This is a genomic window from Agromyces sp. NPDC060279, from assembly GCF_042726785.1.
Lineage (GTDB): Bacteria > Actinomycetota > Actinomycetes > Actinomycetales > Microbacteriaceae > Agromyces.
This window is the reverse complement of record NZ_JBHXBK010000001.1, coordinates 443,096-458,604: the sequence shown is the minus strand read 5'-3', so window position 1 is coordinate 458,604 and position 15,509 is coordinate 443,096. Positions and strand designations below refer to the sequence as shown.

The following is a 15,509-nucleotide window of genomic DNA, read 5'->3' as shown; positions in this document are numbered from 1 at the left end:
AGGAGAGGGCCGTGCCCAGGGAACGCGGACAGAAGGTCGTCGCGACCAACCGCAAGGCGCGGCACGAGTACACCATCGAGGACACCTACGAGGCCGGCATCGTCCTCCAGGGCACCGAGGTGAAGTCGCTCCGCGAGGGGCGGGCCTCCCTCGTCGACGGCTACGCCTTCATCGACGGCGGCGAGATGTGGCTCGACGCGGTGCACATCCCCGAGTACACCGAGGGCACGTGGAACAACCACACGCCGCGCCGCAAGCGCAAGCTGCTGCTGCACAAGCAGGAGATCGTGAAGATCAGCCATCGGGTGAAGGACGGCGGGTACACGCTGATCCCGCTGTCGATCTACTTCAGCGACGGCCGGGCCAAGGTCGAGCTCGCGATCGCGAAGGGCAAGCGCGAGTACGACAAGCGGCAGGCCCTGCGCGAGCGGCAGGATAAGCGCGAGGCCGACCGGGCCATGTCGAGCCGCCGGCACCTCGGCGAGTAGCGCGCGTTCCCGCACGGCGAGCGGATGCCTCGCGCCGCGGGATCGGCGTCCGGCCGACGCCCGGGCGGCTCGGGGTAGGCTCGGCTCGATGGAGACTTCGCTTCGGATCCCCGTTCCCGGCACCTACAACTTCCGTGACGTCGGCGGCCTCGTCGCTCGCGACGGCCGCGTCCGGCCGGGGGTGCTCTTCCGCTCCGACGGCCTGCACGCCCTCGGCGAGGCGGGCAAGGCCGAGCTTCGCGAGCTCGGCGTCGGCGTCGTCATCGACCTGCGCGACGAGCAGGAGGTGGCGCGCATGCCCGACGATCTCGCCGGGCTCGATGTCGAGGTGCTCCGCCTGCCCGTGTTCGAGGGCTCGGGCGCCTCGCAAGGGATGGCCGGCATCTCCCTCGAAGCGCTGTACGAGCGCATCGTCGTGCAGCACTCCTCGGTCGTCGTCGACGCAGTGCGCGAGATCTCCTCGGCCCGCGATCGCTCGGTCGTCGTGCACTGCACGGCCGGTAAGGATCGCACCGGCGTCGTGATCGCGCTCACCCTGCTCGCGGTCGGCGTCGACCGGGACCTCGTGATCGCCGACTACGAGCGCACCGAGCAGAACCTCGCCGGCGAGTGGCTCGATCGCATGGTCGGCCTCGCCGGCCAGTACGGCGTTCCCGACACTCCGGCGCTGCGCGTGCTCATGGGTGGCAGCCCGCCCGAAGCGATCGACGGCATGATCGAGCTCGTCGAGCGCGATCACGGCAGCGCCCGCGAGTACCTGCTCTCCTCCGGGCTCGCGCTCGAGGAACTCGCGCGGCTCGAGCGTCAGCTCGTCGAGCGCGGCTGAGGGCGCCGGCCGTTCGGCGTCACCCCGCCGGGGGTGCGTCGAAGCGCGCCTCCACCGTTGCGGCGACCACGAGCTCGGCCGGCACGAACTCGGTCGTCGGCTGCGCGGCATCCATGGCGAAGGCGACCGACCGCGCGAGGTGCCCCTTCGGCATCGGCGTCGGCCGGGCGTCGAGGAGGCCCGAGTCGGCGAGCTCCACGGGGGAGGGGGCGCCGAGGCCGAGCGCCGAGGCGTACACGCCCGCCTTCGCGACCGCCTCGGCCACGGCGCGCCGCTGGGCCGTTTCGCGGACGCGCGCGGCGGTCGCCTCGGTGAGCCGCCAGTCGACGCCGCCGAGCGAGAGCTCCTCGCCGGTCGCCTGCTCGCTCACCCAGGCCGAGAGCGCGGCGAGGTCGCGGAAGACGAGCTCGAGCTCGCCGCGCGCCTCGTGCACGACGGGGAGCTGGCGCCCCTCGGCGTTGAACGGGCGCTGCGACCACACCCGCAGCTGCCCGGCCGACCACTGCTCGAGCGCGCCCTCGGCGTCGAGCCGGCGCACCTCGGCGAGCAGCCGTTCGTGCGCGGCAGCGGTGCGGTCGATGATCTGCTGCCGGTCGGCGCCGGACGCGCCGACCGAGAGCTGCACGGCGCCGAGCTCCGGCTCGACGCGCTCTTCGGCAGTGGCGGTGACGGTGATGAGCGTGCCCACGGGCGACCTCCATCTGGTTCGGCGTCGACGGGGCGACGCGGCCGGGAATGGCGGAAGCATCCCGCCTGTTCTAGACTGTAAGGCCGCGCACCCCTCGCCTCCCGGTGAAGTGCGCGGAACATGGCAACTCCACAGCGTGCGACAGCGACCCTCCGAACGGACGACTCCACACGGACGACTCCGACGGGGCTCATGGGGATGATCGGTTTCGACATCGCCTGTGCGCCCACGAGAAGCGGGCCGAGGATGCAGGGTTATCTCGTGAACGCTCCCTGCGAACAAATAACTGCCAATAAGAAGCAGTCCGACTTCGCACTCGCTGCCTAAGCGAGTCCGATAGTCCGTCAGTCCGGGTTGGTTCCCGCCCCGGTTCCTGGCGTCATTTAGGGAACTCGCTGCGCGTCGTCGCCTGAGCGACGTGCGGGACTTTCTTCAGGCTGGGCTCGTCGACCGAGGTGCCTGTGACAACGGTCGGGGCCGAGCAGAACGCTCCACAGGATGCGCCCGGAGAAGGCGTGGAAACTCAGCGATGGACGGGGGTTCAATTCCCCCCATCTCCACCAACGGTCGTTGTCGCACGCGTGTTTGCCAGCAGCCGGGCCGTCCTTCGGGGCGGCCCGTTCTGCGTTCGGCGCAAGGACGTCCTCGAGGCGAGGCATCCCCTAGGCTGGCGGTCGTGCGTCCGGCCCTCGACACCACCGCGCTCACCGCGCCGTTCGGGCCGGAGGAGGTGCGGCAGCTCGCGCTCGCCGCCCGGGCCGAGCGGCCCACGCCCCTCGGCCTGGTGTGGCGGGCCCTCGGCGCCGGCTTCCTCGGGCTCGTGTTCACCGCGATGTTCCTCGGCGTCCTCGACGAGTGGGTGGAGCGCGGGCCGTGGCCCGCGGCGTTCTTCCTGCTCGTGCTCTGCGGCATGGCCGCATTCGTCGTCGCGATCAGCATCTCGACGCTCGGCGCGGCACGGCGGCGTCGGGCGCGTCACCTGCGGCTCGAGCGCTTCGCCCGGGACAACGGGCTCTTCTGGATGCCCGAGGGCAACGCGCCCCAGTACCCGGGCGCGATCTTCTCGGTCGGTTCCACCCGCCTCGTGCGCGACCGGCTGTTCGCCGACTCGGGCGAGTTCTTCGACGTCGGCGTGCTGCAGGCCGTGACCGGCAGCGGGAAGGACCGCCGCACCGTCGAGTGGTCGTATCTGGCGCTGCGGCTTACGCGCGAGCTGCCGCACCTCGTGCTCGACTCGACCCGCGACAACGTGCTCGGGCAGAGCTCGCTGCCCGAGACGATGCACCGCGCGCAGCGGCTCTCGCTCGAGGGCGACTTCGACCGGCACTTCGCGCTGTACTGCCCCGCGGGCTACGAGCGCGACGCCCTCTACGTGTTCACGCCCGACCTGATGGCGCTCCTCATCGACGAGGCGGGCGGCTTCGACGTCGAGATCGTCGACGACCGGATGACCCTGTTCACCCGGCGCCACGTCGATCCGCTCGACCCGGAGACCTGGCGGCGCTACGAGCGGATCATGGCGCTCCTGCTGCCGAAGGCGAGACGGCAGACGCGCCGCTACCGCGACGAGCGCGCCGACGAGGGCGAGGCCATCGCGCTCGAGGGGCGCCGGCTCCGCGCCGGCGTGCCCTGGAGCGGCATCGCGATCGGCGTCGGCGTGTTCGCCGGCTGGGTCGTGCTGCGCTTCGTGCTGGGCGGCTGACGCGAGCGCGTCGCCAGCTCGGGGCGAATGGCGGATGCCTCGGCCCGGCGTCGTCGGTCGCCGCTACGATCGAGCGATGAGCTACTCCGCGGCGTCCGACCGCTACGACCAGATGACGTTCCGCCGCTCGGGCCGTTCGGGCCTCCAGCTGCCCCTGCTCTCGCTCGGGCTCTGGCAGAACTTCGGCGACGACCGTCCGGCCGAACGGCAGCGCGGCATCCTGCTGCGCGCCTTCGATCGCGGCGTCATCCACTTCGACCTGGCGAACAACTACGGCCCGCCCTACGGCGCCTCCGAGGCGAACGTCGGTCGTGTGCTCGGCGGCGAGCTCCGCGCGTACCGCGACGAGATCGTCGTGTCGACGAAGGCCGGTTGGGACATGTGGCCCGGGCCGCACGGCTCCGGCGGCAGCCGCAAGTACCTGCTCTCGAGCCTCGACGCCTCGCTCGGCCGGCTCGGGCTCGACTTCGTCGACGTCTTCTACCACCACCGGCCCGACCCCGGCACCCCGCTCGAAGAGACGGCCTCGGCACTCGACGCCGTCGTGCGCGCGGGCAAGGCGCTCTACGTCGGCATCTCGTCGTACTCCGCGGCCGACGCGCGCACGATGGCGGGGCTGCTCGCCGAGCTCGGCACGCCGCTCACGATCCACCAGCCGTCGTACTCCATGCTGAACCGCTGGATCGAGACCGAGGGGCTGCTCGACGCCGCCGGCGAGCTCGGCTTCGGCGTCATCGGCTTCACGGCGCTCGCGCAGGGCCTGCTTACGGGCAAATACCTCGGCGGGGTGCCGGAGGGGTCGCGCGCCGCCTCCGACGGCTCGCTCGACCGCAGCGTGCTCACCGAGGAGCTCACCGCCCATCTGCGCGCGCTGAACGAGATCGCCGCCGCTCGCGGGCAGTCGCTCGCGCAGCTCGCGCTCGCCTGGGCGCTCCGCGACGAGCGGGTCACGAGCCTCGTGGTGGGCGCGTCGAGCGTCGCGCAGCTCGACGAGAACCTCGACGCGCTCGACCGGCTCGACTTCGACGAGGCCGAGCTGCGCGCGATCGACGAGCACGCGGTCGATTCCGGCATCGATCTCTGGGCCGACGCTCGCGGCGGCGGGCCGGTGCCCGTGCTGAAGCCCGAGTGACCGGCGCGTGCCCGGCCGGCAGCGCCGGCCGGGCACGAACGCCGCGCCCCGGCGATCAGGGGTTGTCGATGCGGTGCGCGAGCACCTGGCGCGCGACGAGATCGTTCGCCACGGCGTCGCCGGTCTGGCCGAAGATCGTGGCGGTCTTCGCCGCTCCGATCGCCCCGCCGAGCAGTGCACCGCTCGTCATGTCCCGGTGCAGGCGGGCGACGAGCAGGCCCTGCGCGTCCGTCATGAAGTCGACGGCGAGATTGATCACGAACTGTGAGCCGGCCATGGCGCCGAGCCACACGGTGCGCGCGGTGCTGCCGCGCTTCGCGAAGAAGCCGCCGGTCGGCGTCTCGGTGATCGTGAAGCCCTGCGCCTCGAGTGCGCCGCGGATCGCCGCGCGGGCGGCGGCGTGATCGCCGAGGAGGAAGTAGTCGTACGACGAGGCCATCTCGTGCTCCAGTCGGGTCGGGTCTGTGGGATGCCGCTCGACTCTATCGGCAGACGACCCCCGTTCGGGGTGGCGGCGCGCTCAGCGCAGGGCGTCGAGCACGAGCTCGTGCAGCGCCCCGTTGGTGGCGAGCGAACTGCCGTGCTGCGGGCCGATCTCGCCCGTGATCGAGGTGAAGCGCCCGCCGGCCTCCTCGACGATCGGGATGAGCGCGGCGAGGTCGTAGATCTTCACGTCGAACTCGCCGACGATGTCGATGACGCCCTCGGCGAGCAGCATGTACGACCAGAGGTCGCCGTAGGCGCGATCGCGCCAGACCCGCTCCGAGAGAGACAGGAGACGGTCCAGATAGCCGGCGTCGCGCCACTGGGCGAGGCTCTGGAAGCTCAGCGAGGCATCCGCCAGCTCCGAGACCGCGGAGACCGCGAGGCGACGGGGCTCAGGGCGCACGCCCGACTCGTCGGGCAAATCGCGCGTCCAGGCGCCCTCGCCGGCGGAGGCCCACCAGCGCCGGCTCATCGCGGGCGCCGAGACGACCCCGACGACGGGGAGGCCGTCGACGGCGAGCGAGATGAGCGTGCCCCACACCGGGACCCCGCGCAGGAAGTTCGCGGTGCCGTCGATCGGGTCGATGATCCACTGGCGGCTCGTGCTGCCTTCGGTGCCGAACTCCTCGCCGATGATGCCGTCGTCGGGTCGCGCGGCGGCCAGACGCTCGCGGATGGCCCGCTCGACCGCGAGGTCGGCCTCGGTCACCGGGGTTCGGTCGGGCTTCGTCTGCACGTCGAGGTCGACGGCGCGGAATCGGGAGAGCGAGATCGCGTCGGCGAGATCGGCGAGTTCGAGGGCGAGCGCGAGGTCGTCGGCGAAGGAATCGGTCACGGCTTCAGCGTATCGGCCGGGAGTGAACGCCGAGTTTCCGGGCCGGCATCCGGGCGACGCGCCCGGGGTGCGAAGGGCCCCGCGCTCGATTGGCGCGAAGGTGGCGGAGCTGATAGCGTGGTCTCTCGGTTCGGTTCGCAAGATCCGCACTTCGCACCTCTAGCTCAATCGGCAGAGCAACTGACTCTTAATCAGTGGGTTCAGGGTTCAAGTCCCTGGGGGTGCACCAGCAAGGCCCGGTCAGGCGATAAGTCTGATCGGGCCTTTTGTGTTGCTCGGTGCTATTACCCCAGCCGAATACCCCAAACTGCCCCGAGGCAGGCTCGCGCCCGGGTCTCGACGTGAGCGTCGGATCGGCGGCCCCTCCGCGCCTCGTGAGTCGACTTGCACACGTCGACTCACACGTAAATGAGACTGGCTCAACTCATGTGTCGTCGCTCCGGGGCGCCGCGGTGGCCGCCTCGAACGGAGCAACGATGCACGACGATGACGACCTCGACGCGGCGACATGGCACGTCGAGGTCATGGCCGATGAGCGTGAGCGAACCGTGTTCACTGGCTGCCCTTACGTGTTCGGGTGGCGGCCAGTAGGCGAATCGCTCTAGACGGCGTGAGGCGGGCTCGGACGGAAGGTAGCCGCCCGAGCCCTCGCGCCACCGTTAGCCGCTGTGCGGCCCGTAGAAAGGACGAAATGCCCCACCAGGGCGGGAGATACCTTGGTGGGGCGTTCCTACGGGCACAGCAATCCGCACAGGATGTCGTGAGAGGCGACGGAGCCCGGGACTTGCACGCGAACCCTGAGACTTGCGCGTTCTTTCTTGCTATGTCTCACCGGGCGCGCAGGAGAGGGGAGGAGGAGGGGGCCTGGAGGTAGCGGTAGTCGTTGAGCGGCGCCGGCGAGCGGGAGTCGTAGCCGATACTGTCATCCCATGGCTGCCCAAGAAGACGCGGGTTCCGACTCGCGGTTTGTCTGCCCGCGCTGTCGGGCCTTCAGTTTCCACGCCCGTGGACCACTCAATCTACGAGCGATCGTTTCAGGTAGAGGGCAGGTCTTCGTGCCCTTCGTTGATCTTCCGGGATACTTCCGGGTGGACGGGACAGACATCTACTCAACGAAGCAGGCAGGACAGTGGTCCGCGACGGTTTGCACCGCATGCGATGCGCCGTCAGTCTGGCGCGGCGAAACGCTTGTCCACCCCGCTGATTCGACGGCGCCTGCGCCGCATCCGGATATGCCGGAGCCGGTGCGCGAACTCTACGGCGAGGCCAGTCTTGTCTTGCCATACTCGCGTCGGGCGGCGGCAGCCCTCGCCCGGGCTTCACTCGAGGCATTGCTCCGTGAACTTGAAGAGAGCGGGTCGCGGAAGAACCTGCAGACTCGTATCGGTGAACTCCAAGACAAGATCAACCCTGCCCTGTGGAAGGTGCTCACGGCTTTGAGAGTCGTCGGCAACGATGCCCTCCACGGCGATCAGGATGACCTCGTGGTTCTCTACCTCAGTGGTGAGCCCGCTGAGGTCGTTGAGCCGTTCTTCGGAGCGATCAACCAACTGGTCGAGGAACTGATTACCCAGCCACGCAAGGCCGAGGAACTCTATGCTCTGATCCCCGACGCCAAGCGAGAGGCGGCAGAGCGCTCCGGGAAGTGATGAGCGACCCGCCAGACCGGTGAGCGTGATCGTCCCTAGACGGTGGCGTCAGGCGCCCTATTGGCGCATGGTGCGCACGGTGAGCTTCGCAGCTGCGCGTGTTCTCGGATAACACCGAAGACCTCGGCAGCGTGCCTGGGCCTTCGTCGATTCCGGGGCGGGGCCCCGCCCGCTCGGCCGTCCCGCCGGCTCAGCCGCGCTCCTTCTCGACGGCCTCACGTGCGGACTGCACCTCCGCGACCGCGGCCATCGCCCGGCGCTCGGCGCGCTGCAGGCGCCGCAGGGCGATCGTGGGGCTGCCGTACCGGGCGGCGACCCGGTCGTGCTCCTCGTCGACGCCGGTGACGATATAGGCGCCGGCGATGAGCACGACCTGGCTCGAGAGGTTCAGCCAGAGCAGCAGCGCGATGATCGACGCGAACGATGCCAGCAGCGGGTTCGAGGAGGCGCCGCCGATGAAGAGGCCCGAGAGCACCTGCAGGACGGTGAGCCCGACGCCGCCGAGCAGTGCTCCCGTCCAGAGCGAGCGGCGACACGGCCGCAGGCCCGACAGCAGGCGGAACAGTGCGGCGACGGCGACCGTGTCGATCGCGAGCACCACGAGGATCGAGAGCGCCTGCACGCCGAAGTCGGCGAGGCCGGAGCGCGCGGGGACGCCGAGCCAGTCGAGCACGGAGCCGATCGCGGCGGTGCCGGCCATCGTGACGACGGCACCGGCTCCGAGCGCGACGCCGAAGCCGACGGCGATCGCGAGGTTCCGAAGCACCGCCCAGACGACGAAGGTCTGATCGGGGGCCTGGTCCGCGAGCTCGCGGAACGCGATGGCGAGCGAGCCGACGGCGCCGATCGCGGTGCCGACGAGCCCGACGAGCCCGACGATGCCCGCGACGCTGAACGCGACGGGCTGCACGAGGGAGCCGGGATCGATGGCGCCGCCCTCGCCCACGAGGCCCGGAATGGCCCGGCCGACGGCGTCGACGAGGGCCTGCATCGCCTCGTCGTCGCGGGAGAGCCAGATGCCGGCCACCGAGAAGCCGAGGAGCACGCCCGCGAATACCGAGAACAGCGCCCGATAGGTGACACTGTCGGCGAGCATCGGGCCGTGGTGCTCCTGGTAGAGGAGAAACGCCCGCACGGGCTTCCGTTCGAGCACCCAGGCGACGAGGTGCTTCAGCCAGCCGGCTTTCGACGGCGTCGCGGCGGTGGGAGTCGGCTCTCGTTCGGCAGCGCTCATATCGCCAGGCTAGCCAGCCTCCGGCATCCGGCCGGGAGGGTTGACGGCGGCCGCCCGCCCCTCCGAGAGGAACGCGAGGCGGCGCAGGGCCTCCTGATTCCGCAGCCGCAGCGCCGGTTCCCGCACCGGGCGGGGAATCCAGCGTGCCGGGCCCCGCGTCGGCTCTTCCTGCAGCCGGACGAGGCATCCGTCCCCGCTCGTGCGCACCTCGATGCGCACGCGGGCCTCGCCGAGCGGCCAGCCCTTGGCCCGGACGGTGAGCGACGTCGGCGTGCGCTCGAGGCTCACCGTGCGGTCGTCGAGCAGCAGCGGCCAGGCGCCGACCGAATGGTGCAGCTCCGATCCCGGTGCGGGCCACTCGGAGTCGACCTGTCGCATCCGTGATGCGGGGCTTGACGCGCTGCCCGGTTCGGCTCAGTCGTCGAGGCCGCGGGCGACGAGCGCCTCGCCGAGGTGGTCGGCGGTGCGGAGGGCGCGCACGATCACGGGCACGGCGACGGCCCGGATCGAGCCTTCCGCTCCGCGCGCGCGGCGGGCGTCGAGCACCTCCGCGACGATCTCGCCGAGCAGGGGGATCGCGCGGATCGCGAGGGCGAGGGCGAGCCCGACGCGGTCGGCGTCGATCCAGCGGCGGAACGGCCGCAGCAGCGTCTGCGCCGCGTCGAGGGTCTCGGTCACCGGCGTCGTGAGCGAGTACACCCCCGCCAGGACGACGGCGAGCAGCAGCCGGAGGGCGACGGTGACGGCGAGCTCCCAGCCGGCGAGGAGCAGCTGGATCGGCACGGCGATCGCCAGCAGCCAGAGCAGCGGCACGAGCTGGCGCCAGAGCAGCCGGAGCGGCACGCGGGCGAGGGCGACTATCCCGGCGACCACGAGGCACGCGCCCGCGAGCACGAGGACCGAGTGCTGCAGCGCGATGGCCGTCACGAGCGCCGCGAGCAGGCCGAGCTTCAGGAGCGCCGGCGCGCGGTGCACGAGCGAGTCGCCGGGGTGGAAGACGCCGATCACGGGCCGGTCCGCTCCGCGGCGTCGGGGATGCCGTCATCGGCCTCGTCCTCGGCGTCGATGAGTTCCCGGTAGCGGGGGAGGGCCACCGCCGGCACGTCGTCGCAGACGACACGTCCTCGCTCCATCACGATGACCCGGTCGAAGTCGTCGAGGAGCTCGAGCTGGTGGCTCACGACGACGAGCTGCTCGTCGAGGCCGGCGAGATGGCGCGCGACGCGGCGCGAGTTCCTGGCGTCGAGGAGCGTCGTGGGCTCGTCGGCGACGAGGATCGCGGGATGCCCCACGAGCACGCTCGCGAGGGCCAGCAGCTGCTTCTGCCCGCCGGAGAGTCGGTGAGCCGGGCGCTCGGCGAGCTCGCTCAGCCCGAAGCGGGCGAGCGCGGCATCCACCCGCTCGGCGGCCTCGGCCGGGGCGAGCCGGTGCCGGCGCAGGGTGAAGGCGACGTCCTCCCGCACGGTCGGCATGACGATCTGGGTGTCGGCGTTGGTGAACACGAAGCCGACGCGGCGGCGCACCTCGCGGCCCTGCTTCGCGACGTCGAGCCCGTCGACGAGCACCCGCCCCGCGTCGGGTCCGACGAGCCCGTTGATCATCCGCGCCAGCGTGGACTTGCCGGAGCCGTTGGCACCGACGATGCCGATGCGGTGCTCGACGAGCTCGAGGGAGACGTCGTCGACGACCCGCCGGCCGTCGAAGCTGCGGCTCACCCGCTCGAACACGATCGCGCTCATGCGAACCGCTCCACGATCATCGCCACGCCCTGGCCGCCGCCGATGGAGCACGCCGCGAGCGCGGGGCGATCGTCGTCGTCGTCGGCGAGCAGGCGGGCGGCGAGTCGCACGACGAGCACGGCCCCGGAGGCGCCCCACGGGTGCCCGAGCGCGATCGCGCCGCCGTCGGCGCTGATCGCCTCCTCGTCGAGGCCGAGCTCGTCGCTCACGGCGAGCAGCTGCGCGGCGAACGCCTCGGTGATCTCGACGGCGCCGAGCGCGTGCGGGGCGAGTCCGGCGCGGTCGAGCGCGATCCGCGCGGCCCGGGCCGCGCCGAGACCGGGCAGCGCGGGGTCGGATGCCGCGACCGCCGCCGCGCGCACGCGCAAGGCGGGCAGGCCGAGCTCACGGGCGATCTCGGGGGAGGTCACCGCCATCGCCGCCGCGCCGTCGGAGAAGCCGCAGGAGTTGCCGGCCGTCACGCTGCCCTGTTCGTCCGCGGTGAAGGCGGGGGCGAAGCGGGCGAGCACGGCCGCGGTCATGCGGGCGCTCGGCCGTTCGTCGGCAGTGACGTCGGCGACGGGCACGAGTTCCGCGTCGAAGCGGCCCGCCGCGCGCGCAGCCACCGCCCGGGCGTGCGAGCGCGCGGCCCAGGCATCCTGACGTTCGCGGTCGATGCCGCGCAGCCGGGCCACCGCCTCGGCCGCCGGACCCATGTCCGGGTCGGGGAACCCGGCGGGCGCGAACGGCGCCCGGGTGTACCGGGTGCCGTCGGGCCAGCTGCGCTGCGGCGCGGTCGAGGCCGATTCGGCACCGCCGGCGAGCACGAGCCGGGCGTCGCCCGCCCGCACGCGCGAAGCGGCCTGCAGCACCGCGTCGAGGCCGGAGCCGCACTGCCGATCGACGGTCACCCCGGGCACCTCGGAGCCGAGGCCGGCGCGGAGCGCCGCGATCCGGGCGACGTCGCCGCCCGGGCCCATGCAGTTGCCGAGCACGACATCGTCGATCGGGCGGCCGGCTGGTGCGACGAGGCGGGCCACCTCCGCGAGCACGGGGGCGGCGAGCGCATCGACCGTGTGCGCGGCGAGGCTGCGCCCCGCCGTGCCGATCGGGGTGCGCCGTGCGGCCACGATGACGGCGCTCATGCGCCGACCTCCGCCTCGGCCACCGTGACGGGAGGCACGATGCGCGGGTAGCGGCCCGCGGCGAGTCCGTTCGCGACGGCGCCTCGTGCAGCCTTGCCCGCCGGCGTCGTCGGGATGGCCTCGCTGCGATACCAGCGGCGAGGTCGCCAGGCGGGCGGCAGGGCCCGGGCTGCGGCGAGCACCGCCTCGGGGTCGGCGGACGGGGCGAGCTCGACGACCGCGACGAGGCGCTGGCCCAGCAGCTCGTCGGGCTCGCCGACGACGACCGCGGCGGCGACGCCGGGCAGCTCGCCGAGGCGGTGCTCGACGTCCTCGGCGAGCACCGTCTCGCCGGCGACGGTGATGGCGGCATCGCCGCGGCCGAGGATGCGGAACCGCGGCTCGGACCCGTGCGCGTCAGGCGGGAGCGTCTCGGCGAGATCGCCGACGGTCGCGAAACCTCGGGCGTCGCGGCGGAGCATCCCGCCGCCGACGACGGCGAGCGCCAGGTAGGGCGAGCGCGCCCAGAGCTCCTGTCCGGCCGCGCTCGGGCGCAGCTCTATCTCGACGCCGGGGAAGGCGCGCAGGCCCTCGCCCTCGCCGATGGCGACGAAGGAGAGCTCGGCCGCGCCGTAGTACTCGACGAGCCGCACCCCGCGTGCGGCCGCTCGGGCGCGCAGCACGGCGTTCGAGGTGGCCCCGGCGACGACCGCGGTGGGCGGGACGGCGGGCCCGTCGAGGAGGCGGGCGAGCCGGGTCGGCGTCGCGTGCACGATCGTGGCCCGGTCCGGCTCGTCGCTCGCGGTCGCGCCGAGCTGCAGGGCGTGCAGCGCGGCGTAGAGCTGCATCGAGACGTGCAGCGGGCCGGTGATGCGCACGACGGCGTCGGGTCCGGCGCCGGTCGCCTCGGCGAGCGGGGCCGAGGAGGCGAGCCACGACGCGCTGGTACGGGCGACGATCCTCGGCCGGCCGTTCGGAGCGCTCGACCCGGACGTGGTCAGGGCGAGCTCGGTGCCCGCGGGCAGCGCTTCGGCCGGCGCGGTCTCGGCGCCGACGAGCACCGGCCGACCACGCTCGAGACCCGCCAGCACGGCCACGATCGCATCGACGGGATGCGCCTCCGGCCGGACGACGATCACCTCGTCGTCATCCGGCAGTTCGAAGGCGGCGACGGCTCGAGCGAGCGCACGGTAGTCGAGCGTCCGCCCGCCGAGCGCGAGCGCCGGGCGCCCGCCCGCTCCGCCGAGCCAGCCGCCGCTCACGCGCGCTCGTCGACCGCGGAGGCCGCCCCGCGTCGCCACGGCCACGGCTTCGGCTCGATGAGCCCGGGCCACGCGCGGTGCACGCCCTTCGCGACGAGCACGGTCGCGACGACCTTGATCGCGTCGCCGACGAGGAACACGGCCGCGCCGGCGGCCGCGAGCCCGATCGGCGTGGCGGTCACCAGGGCGAAGACGGGGATGCCGACGGCGTACACGGCGACGATGCCGCCGAGCGCGGTCCACAGCAGCGCGGGCACGAGCCGGTAGCGGGGGAGCAGGCGTGCGGTCGCCCAGCCGATCACGGCGGCGCCGAGCAGCCAGCCCAGGAGGTAGCCGACCGAGGGACCGACGAAGACGCCCAGGCCGCCGCGCCCGCCGGAGAGCAGCGGCAGGCCGGCCGCGACCAGCGCGATGAACAGCAGCACGGCGAGGGATCCCTTGCGCGCGCCGAGGATCGCCCCGGCCAGCATGACGCCGAGCGTCTGCAGGGTGATCGGCACGCCCTCGGGTCCGAGCGGGATCGCGCCGGGAACGCCGAGGGCGGCGATGAGCGCGGCGAACACGGCGATCTGGGCGAGATCCCTGGCAGTCGTGCGGCGACGGCGGGCGGGGGCGGCGGGCTCGACGTGGGCGGCCTGCTCGGATCCGGTGCTCGGTGCGGTGCTCATCTGCTGCGTCCCTCTCGCGGAGTCGTCGGGCGGGTTCGCCCGGTTCTCACGCTAGAAGTGCGGCCCGGCCGCGCGCGCGGATCGCCGTACAAGAATCGGCCCCGGATTTTGGACGCCGAGGGCCCCGGCGGGTCGGTGGCCCGGCAGGATGTCAGGCGGCGCGGGCGTGCAGCGGGGTTTCGGCAGCGGATGCCTCGTCGGCTTCCGTGTCGTCCGCCGGTGCATCGGCCTCGGACTCGTTCGCAGGGTCGGCCGTGGCGTCGGTGTCGGGCACCGCGGGCATGGCGACGTGCGCGCCGAGCGGTTCGGCCCAGACGACGAGGGGAGTCGGCTCCCAGTCGAGCGCGAGCTGCTGCTCACCCTCGGGGACCACGACGGCGACGTTGTCGCGCTCGTCGAGGATGCTGCGGGTGAGCTCGGCGGCGATCTGGTGGGTCACGATCGCGTGGAAGATGCGGTCGGAGTCGGCATCCGTGCGGCGCACGAGCGTCCACTCGCCGGACGAACCGATGAACTCGGAGAGCTTGCCGTGCAGGAGGTCGAAGATGTGCTCGCCGCGGAGGTCGGCCGCCGAGGGGCGAGGTGCCGGCGCGGCGACGTGCTCCGAGGCTTCGGCGGTGAGCCTCGTGCGGCGCCAGCGGCGGAACATCATGGGAGCGTCTCCATCTCGTGCGGTGCCTCAAGTCTCGGGCACTCGCACGACATCGAGCGGGGGACACGCCGCAGAACGGCAGCGGAGCTTACTCCAGTTCTTCGCGCTTCGTCTCGTCGGCGACGGTGCCGATCGCGACGGCGAGGCTCGCGGCCCAGGCGATCCACATCATCAGCAGCCGCCAGTCTCGCGGCCCGGACATGGTCGCCTTGACGACGCCGACGCCGCTGATGGCGGCACTCAGCACGGCTCCGCTGAAGAGGTACTTGCGCATGCCGCAACGCTACCCGGCTGAGCCCGCCCGCGTCGCCCCCCTTGACGGGATCCGTGCGAGGAGGCATCCGCGGTTCGTGACGGGACGGTGAACGGGCGCTGGGAGTCGACCGAGAATCTGACCGATCGGACAGAGTCTGACCGATCGGTCAGCTACCGTCGAATCATGCCCACCGACGCCACCCTCCCTGCGCGCGCCCGCGCCGGCGACGAGCTGCGCCAGGCCGCGCTCGAACAGTTCGCCACCGTCGGCTTCGCCGCGACCTCGCTGCAGCAGATCGCCGACCACGCCGGGTATTCGAAGTCGAGCGTGCTCTACCACTACACCTCGAAGGAGGCGCTGCTCGAGGCGGCCGTCACGCCCGCCATCGACCAGCTCGAAGTGCTCGTCGCGGAGTTCGCCGAGGGGCGCCGCTCCGACGCGGCGCGCGGCGCCTTCATCGGGCGCTTCGTCGACCTGCTGCTCGGCGAGCGCCTCGCCGTGCACCTCTTCGTGAGCCAGGGGCACTCCTTGCGCGGCATCCCCGCGATCGAACGCGGCAACGCCGCGATCCGCGTGCTCGCCGACGCGATCTGCACGGGCGCCTCGCTCGCCGAGCAGATGCGCTTCGGCGTCGCGCTCGCGGGGGCGACCTATGCGCTCGTGGCGGGCGCCACCTTCTTCGACGACGACGAGATGACCCAACTCGTCACCTCCTACTCCGACGACGACGTGCGTGTGGCGCTCATCGACGTCCTCACCGAACTGCTGATCCCGGCCGCCGGCCGCTGA

The 15,509-nt window shown here is 72.4% G+C and carries 18 protein-coding genes, 1 tRNA gene and 1 other RNA gene; 8 read left to right on the top strand and 12 right to left on the bottom strand.

Features of this window, described 5'->3' with window-relative positions; all coding sequences use genetic code 11:
- Positions 1–11 precede the first annotated feature (11 nt).
- Together smpB and ACFWE1_RS02135 are read left to right on the top strand one after the other, a co-directional pair.
- Complete coding sequence (smpB, locus tag ACFWE1_RS02140; RefSeq protein ID WP_189084666.1) at positions 12–488, top strand: SsrA-binding protein SmpB; 477 nt, start codon at positions 12–14, stop codon at positions 486–488.
- A gap of 88 nt (positions 489–576) precedes the next feature.
- Positions 577–1,314, top strand: coding sequence for a tyrosine-protein phosphatase (locus ACFWE1_RS02135; protein ID WP_376931899.1), 738 nt, complete (start codon positions 577–579; stop codon positions 1,312–1,314).
- Positions 1,315–1,333: 19 nt separating this feature from the next.
- On the opposite strand, the gene ACFWE1_RS02130 is transcribed toward ACFWE1_RS02135, so the two are convergent.
- Positions 1,334–2,002: an SIMPL domain-containing protein gene (locus ACFWE1_RS02130; RefSeq protein ID WP_376931898.1), complete on the bottom strand. Its 669-nt coding sequence runs from the start codon at positions 2,000–2,002 to the stop codon at positions 1,334–1,336.
- A gap of 194 nt (positions 2,003–2,196) precedes the next feature.
- Between ACFWE1_RS02130 and ssrA the strand changes: the two genes are divergently transcribed.
- From ssrA to mgrA, 3 genes are all read left to right on the top strand, one after another.
- Positions 2,197–2,565: a transfer-messenger RNA gene (gene ssrA, locus ACFWE1_RS02125) on the top strand.
- A gap of 113 nt (positions 2,566–2,678) precedes the next feature.
- Positions 2,679–3,704, top strand: coding sequence for a hypothetical protein (locus ACFWE1_RS02120; RefSeq protein ID WP_376931897.1), 1,026 nt, complete (start codon positions 2,679–2,681; stop codon positions 3,702–3,704).
- 76 nt (positions 3,705–3,780) lie between these two features.
- Positions 3,781–4,836 (top strand): L-glyceraldehyde 3-phosphate reductase, encoded by a 1,056-nt coding sequence (mgrA, locus tag ACFWE1_RS02115; RefSeq protein WP_376931896.1) that lies wholly within the window; start codon positions 3,781–3,783, stop codon positions 4,834–4,836.
- 55 nt (positions 4,837–4,891) lie between these two features.
- Here the strand turns inward: mgrA and ACFWE1_RS02110 are convergent, their stop codons facing one another.
- Together ACFWE1_RS02110 and hisN are read right to left on the bottom strand one after the other, a co-directional pair.
- Positions 4,892–5,275, bottom strand: coding sequence for a hypothetical protein (locus ACFWE1_RS02110; RefSeq protein ID WP_376931895.1), 384 nt, complete (start codon positions 5,273–5,275; stop codon positions 4,892–4,894).
- Positions 5,276–5,356: 81 nt separating this feature from the next.
- Positions 5,357–6,157: a histidinol-phosphatase gene (hisN, locus tag ACFWE1_RS02105; protein ID WP_376931894.1), complete on the bottom strand. Its 801-nt coding sequence runs from the start codon at positions 6,155–6,157 to the stop codon at positions 5,357–5,359.
- A 153-nt stretch (positions 6,158–6,310) separates the two neighbouring features.
- Between hisN and ACFWE1_RS02100 the strand changes: the two genes are divergently transcribed.
- Together ACFWE1_RS02100 and ACFWE1_RS02095 are read left to right on the top strand one after the other, a co-directional pair.
- Positions 6,311–6,386: transfer RNA gene (locus tag ACFWE1_RS02100), tRNA-Lys, on the top strand.
- Between the two features lie 700 nt (positions 6,387–7,086).
- Positions 7,087–7,806: a DUF4145 domain-containing protein gene (locus ACFWE1_RS02095; protein WP_376931893.1), complete on the top strand. Its 720-nt coding sequence runs from the start codon at positions 7,087–7,089 to the stop codon at positions 7,804–7,806.
- A gap of 190 nt (positions 7,807–7,996) precedes the next feature.
- Here the strand turns inward: ACFWE1_RS02095 and ACFWE1_RS02090 are convergent, their stop codons facing one another.
- From ACFWE1_RS02090 to ACFWE1_RS02050, 9 genes are all read right to left on the bottom strand, one after another.
- Positions 7,997–9,040, bottom strand: coding sequence for a YihY/virulence factor BrkB family protein (locus tag ACFWE1_RS02090; RefSeq protein WP_376931892.1), 1,044 nt, complete (start codon positions 9,038–9,040; stop codon positions 7,997–7,999).
- A gap of 9 nt (positions 9,041–9,049) precedes the next feature.
- A complete protein-coding gene (locus tag ACFWE1_RS02085) occupies positions 9,050–9,418 on the bottom strand; it encodes an SRPBCC family protein (protein WP_376931891.1) in 369 nt (122 codons plus the stop codon).
- Between the two features lie 36 nt (positions 9,419–9,454).
- Positions 9,455–10,048: an energy-coupling factor transporter transmembrane component T family protein gene (locus ACFWE1_RS02080; RefSeq protein WP_376931890.1), complete on the bottom strand. Its 594-nt coding sequence runs from the start codon at positions 10,046–10,048 to the stop codon at positions 9,455–9,457.
- Positions 10,045–10,779 carry an energy-coupling factor ABC transporter ATP-binding protein gene (locus ACFWE1_RS02075; RefSeq protein WP_376931889.1) on the bottom strand — a complete coding sequence of 245 codons (735 nt, stop codon included), beginning with the start codon at positions 10,777–10,779 and terminating at the stop codon, positions 10,045–10,047. The genes ACFWE1_RS02080 and ACFWE1_RS02075 overlap by 4 nt, the downstream gene beginning before the upstream one ends.
- Entirely contained in the window at positions 10,776–11,903 is a 1,128-nt protein-coding gene (locus ACFWE1_RS02070) for a thiolase family protein (protein ID WP_376931888.1), read from the bottom strand. The genes ACFWE1_RS02075 and ACFWE1_RS02070 overlap by 4 nt, the downstream gene beginning before the upstream one ends.
- Entirely contained in the window at positions 11,900–13,144 is a 1,245-nt protein-coding gene (locus tag ACFWE1_RS02065) for a long-chain fatty acid--CoA ligase (protein WP_376931887.1), read from the bottom strand. Before ACFWE1_RS02065 ends, ACFWE1_RS02070 begins: the two co-directional genes overlap by 4 nt.
- Positions 13,141–13,812, bottom strand: a complete 672-nt coding sequence (locus tag ACFWE1_RS02060) for a biotin transporter BioY (RefSeq protein WP_376931886.1) — start codon at positions 13,810–13,812, stop codon at positions 13,141–13,143. Before ACFWE1_RS02060 ends, ACFWE1_RS02065 begins: the two co-directional genes overlap by 4 nt.
- 151 nt (positions 13,813–13,963) lie before the next feature.
- Positions 13,964–14,464: a hypothetical protein gene (locus ACFWE1_RS02055; protein WP_376931885.1), complete on the bottom strand. Its 501-nt coding sequence runs from the start codon at positions 14,462–14,464 to the stop codon at positions 13,964–13,966.
- An 88-nt stretch (positions 14,465–14,552) separates the two neighbouring features.
- The gene (locus tag ACFWE1_RS02050; protein WP_243567992.1) at positions 14,553–14,738 is read right to left on the bottom strand and encodes a hypothetical protein; all 186 of its coding nucleotides are present in this window, start codon (positions 14,736–14,738) and stop codon (positions 14,553–14,555) included.
- Between the two features lie 165 nt (positions 14,739–14,903).
- Between ACFWE1_RS02050 and ACFWE1_RS02045 the strand changes: the two genes are divergently transcribed.
- A complete protein-coding gene (locus tag ACFWE1_RS02045; protein WP_243567993.1) occupies positions 14,904–15,509 on the top strand; it encodes a TetR/AcrR family transcriptional regulator in 606 nt (201 codons plus the stop codon).

Excerpts from the sequence above, each read along its gene's own strand:
- ACFWE1_RS02135 (WP_376931899.1), top strand. The coding sequence starts at position 577 with ATGGAGACTTCGCTTCGGATCCCCGTTCCCGGCACCTACAACTTCCGT.
- mgrA (WP_376931896.1), top strand. The coding sequence starts at position 3,781 with ATGAGCTACTCCGCGGCGTCCGACCGCTACGACCAGATGACGTTCCGC.
- ACFWE1_RS02110 (WP_376931895.1), bottom strand. The coding sequence starts at position 5,275 with ATGGCCTCGTCGTACGACTACTTCCTCCTCGGCGATCACGCCGCCGCC.
- ACFWE1_RS02095 (WP_376931893.1), top strand. The coding sequence starts at position 7,087 with ATGGCTGCCCAAGAAGACGCGGGTTCCGACTCGCGGTTTGTCTGCCCG.
- ACFWE1_RS02090 (WP_376931892.1), bottom strand. The coding sequence starts at position 9,040 with ATGAGCGCTGCCGAACGAGAGCCGACTCCCACCGCCGCGACGCCGTCG.
- ACFWE1_RS02085 (WP_376931891.1), bottom strand. The coding sequence starts at position 9,418 with ATGCGACAGGTCGACTCCGAGTGGCCCGCACCGGGATCGGAGCTGCAC.
- ACFWE1_RS02075 (WP_376931889.1), bottom strand. The coding sequence starts at position 10,779 with ATGAGCGCGATCGTGTTCGAGCGGGTGAGCCGCAGCTTCGACGGCCGG.
- ACFWE1_RS02070 (WP_376931888.1), bottom strand. The coding sequence starts at position 11,903 with ATGAGCGCCGTCATCGTGGCCGCACGGCGCACCCCGATCGGCACGGCG.
- ACFWE1_RS02060 (WP_376931886.1), bottom strand. The coding sequence starts at position 13,812 with ATGAGCACCGCACCGAGCACCGGATCCGAGCAGGCCGCCCACGTCGAG.
- ACFWE1_RS02055 (WP_376931885.1), bottom strand. The coding sequence starts at position 14,464 with ATGATGTTCCGCCGCTGGCGCCGCACGAGGCTCACCGCCGAAGCCTCG.
- ACFWE1_RS02050 (WP_243567992.1), bottom strand. The coding sequence starts at position 14,738 with ATGCGCAAGTACCTCTTCAGCGGAGCCGTGCTGAGTGCCGCCATCAGC.
- ACFWE1_RS02045 (WP_243567993.1), top strand. The coding sequence starts at position 14,904 with ATGCCCACCGACGCCACCCTCCCTGCGCGCGCCCGCGCCGGCGACGAG.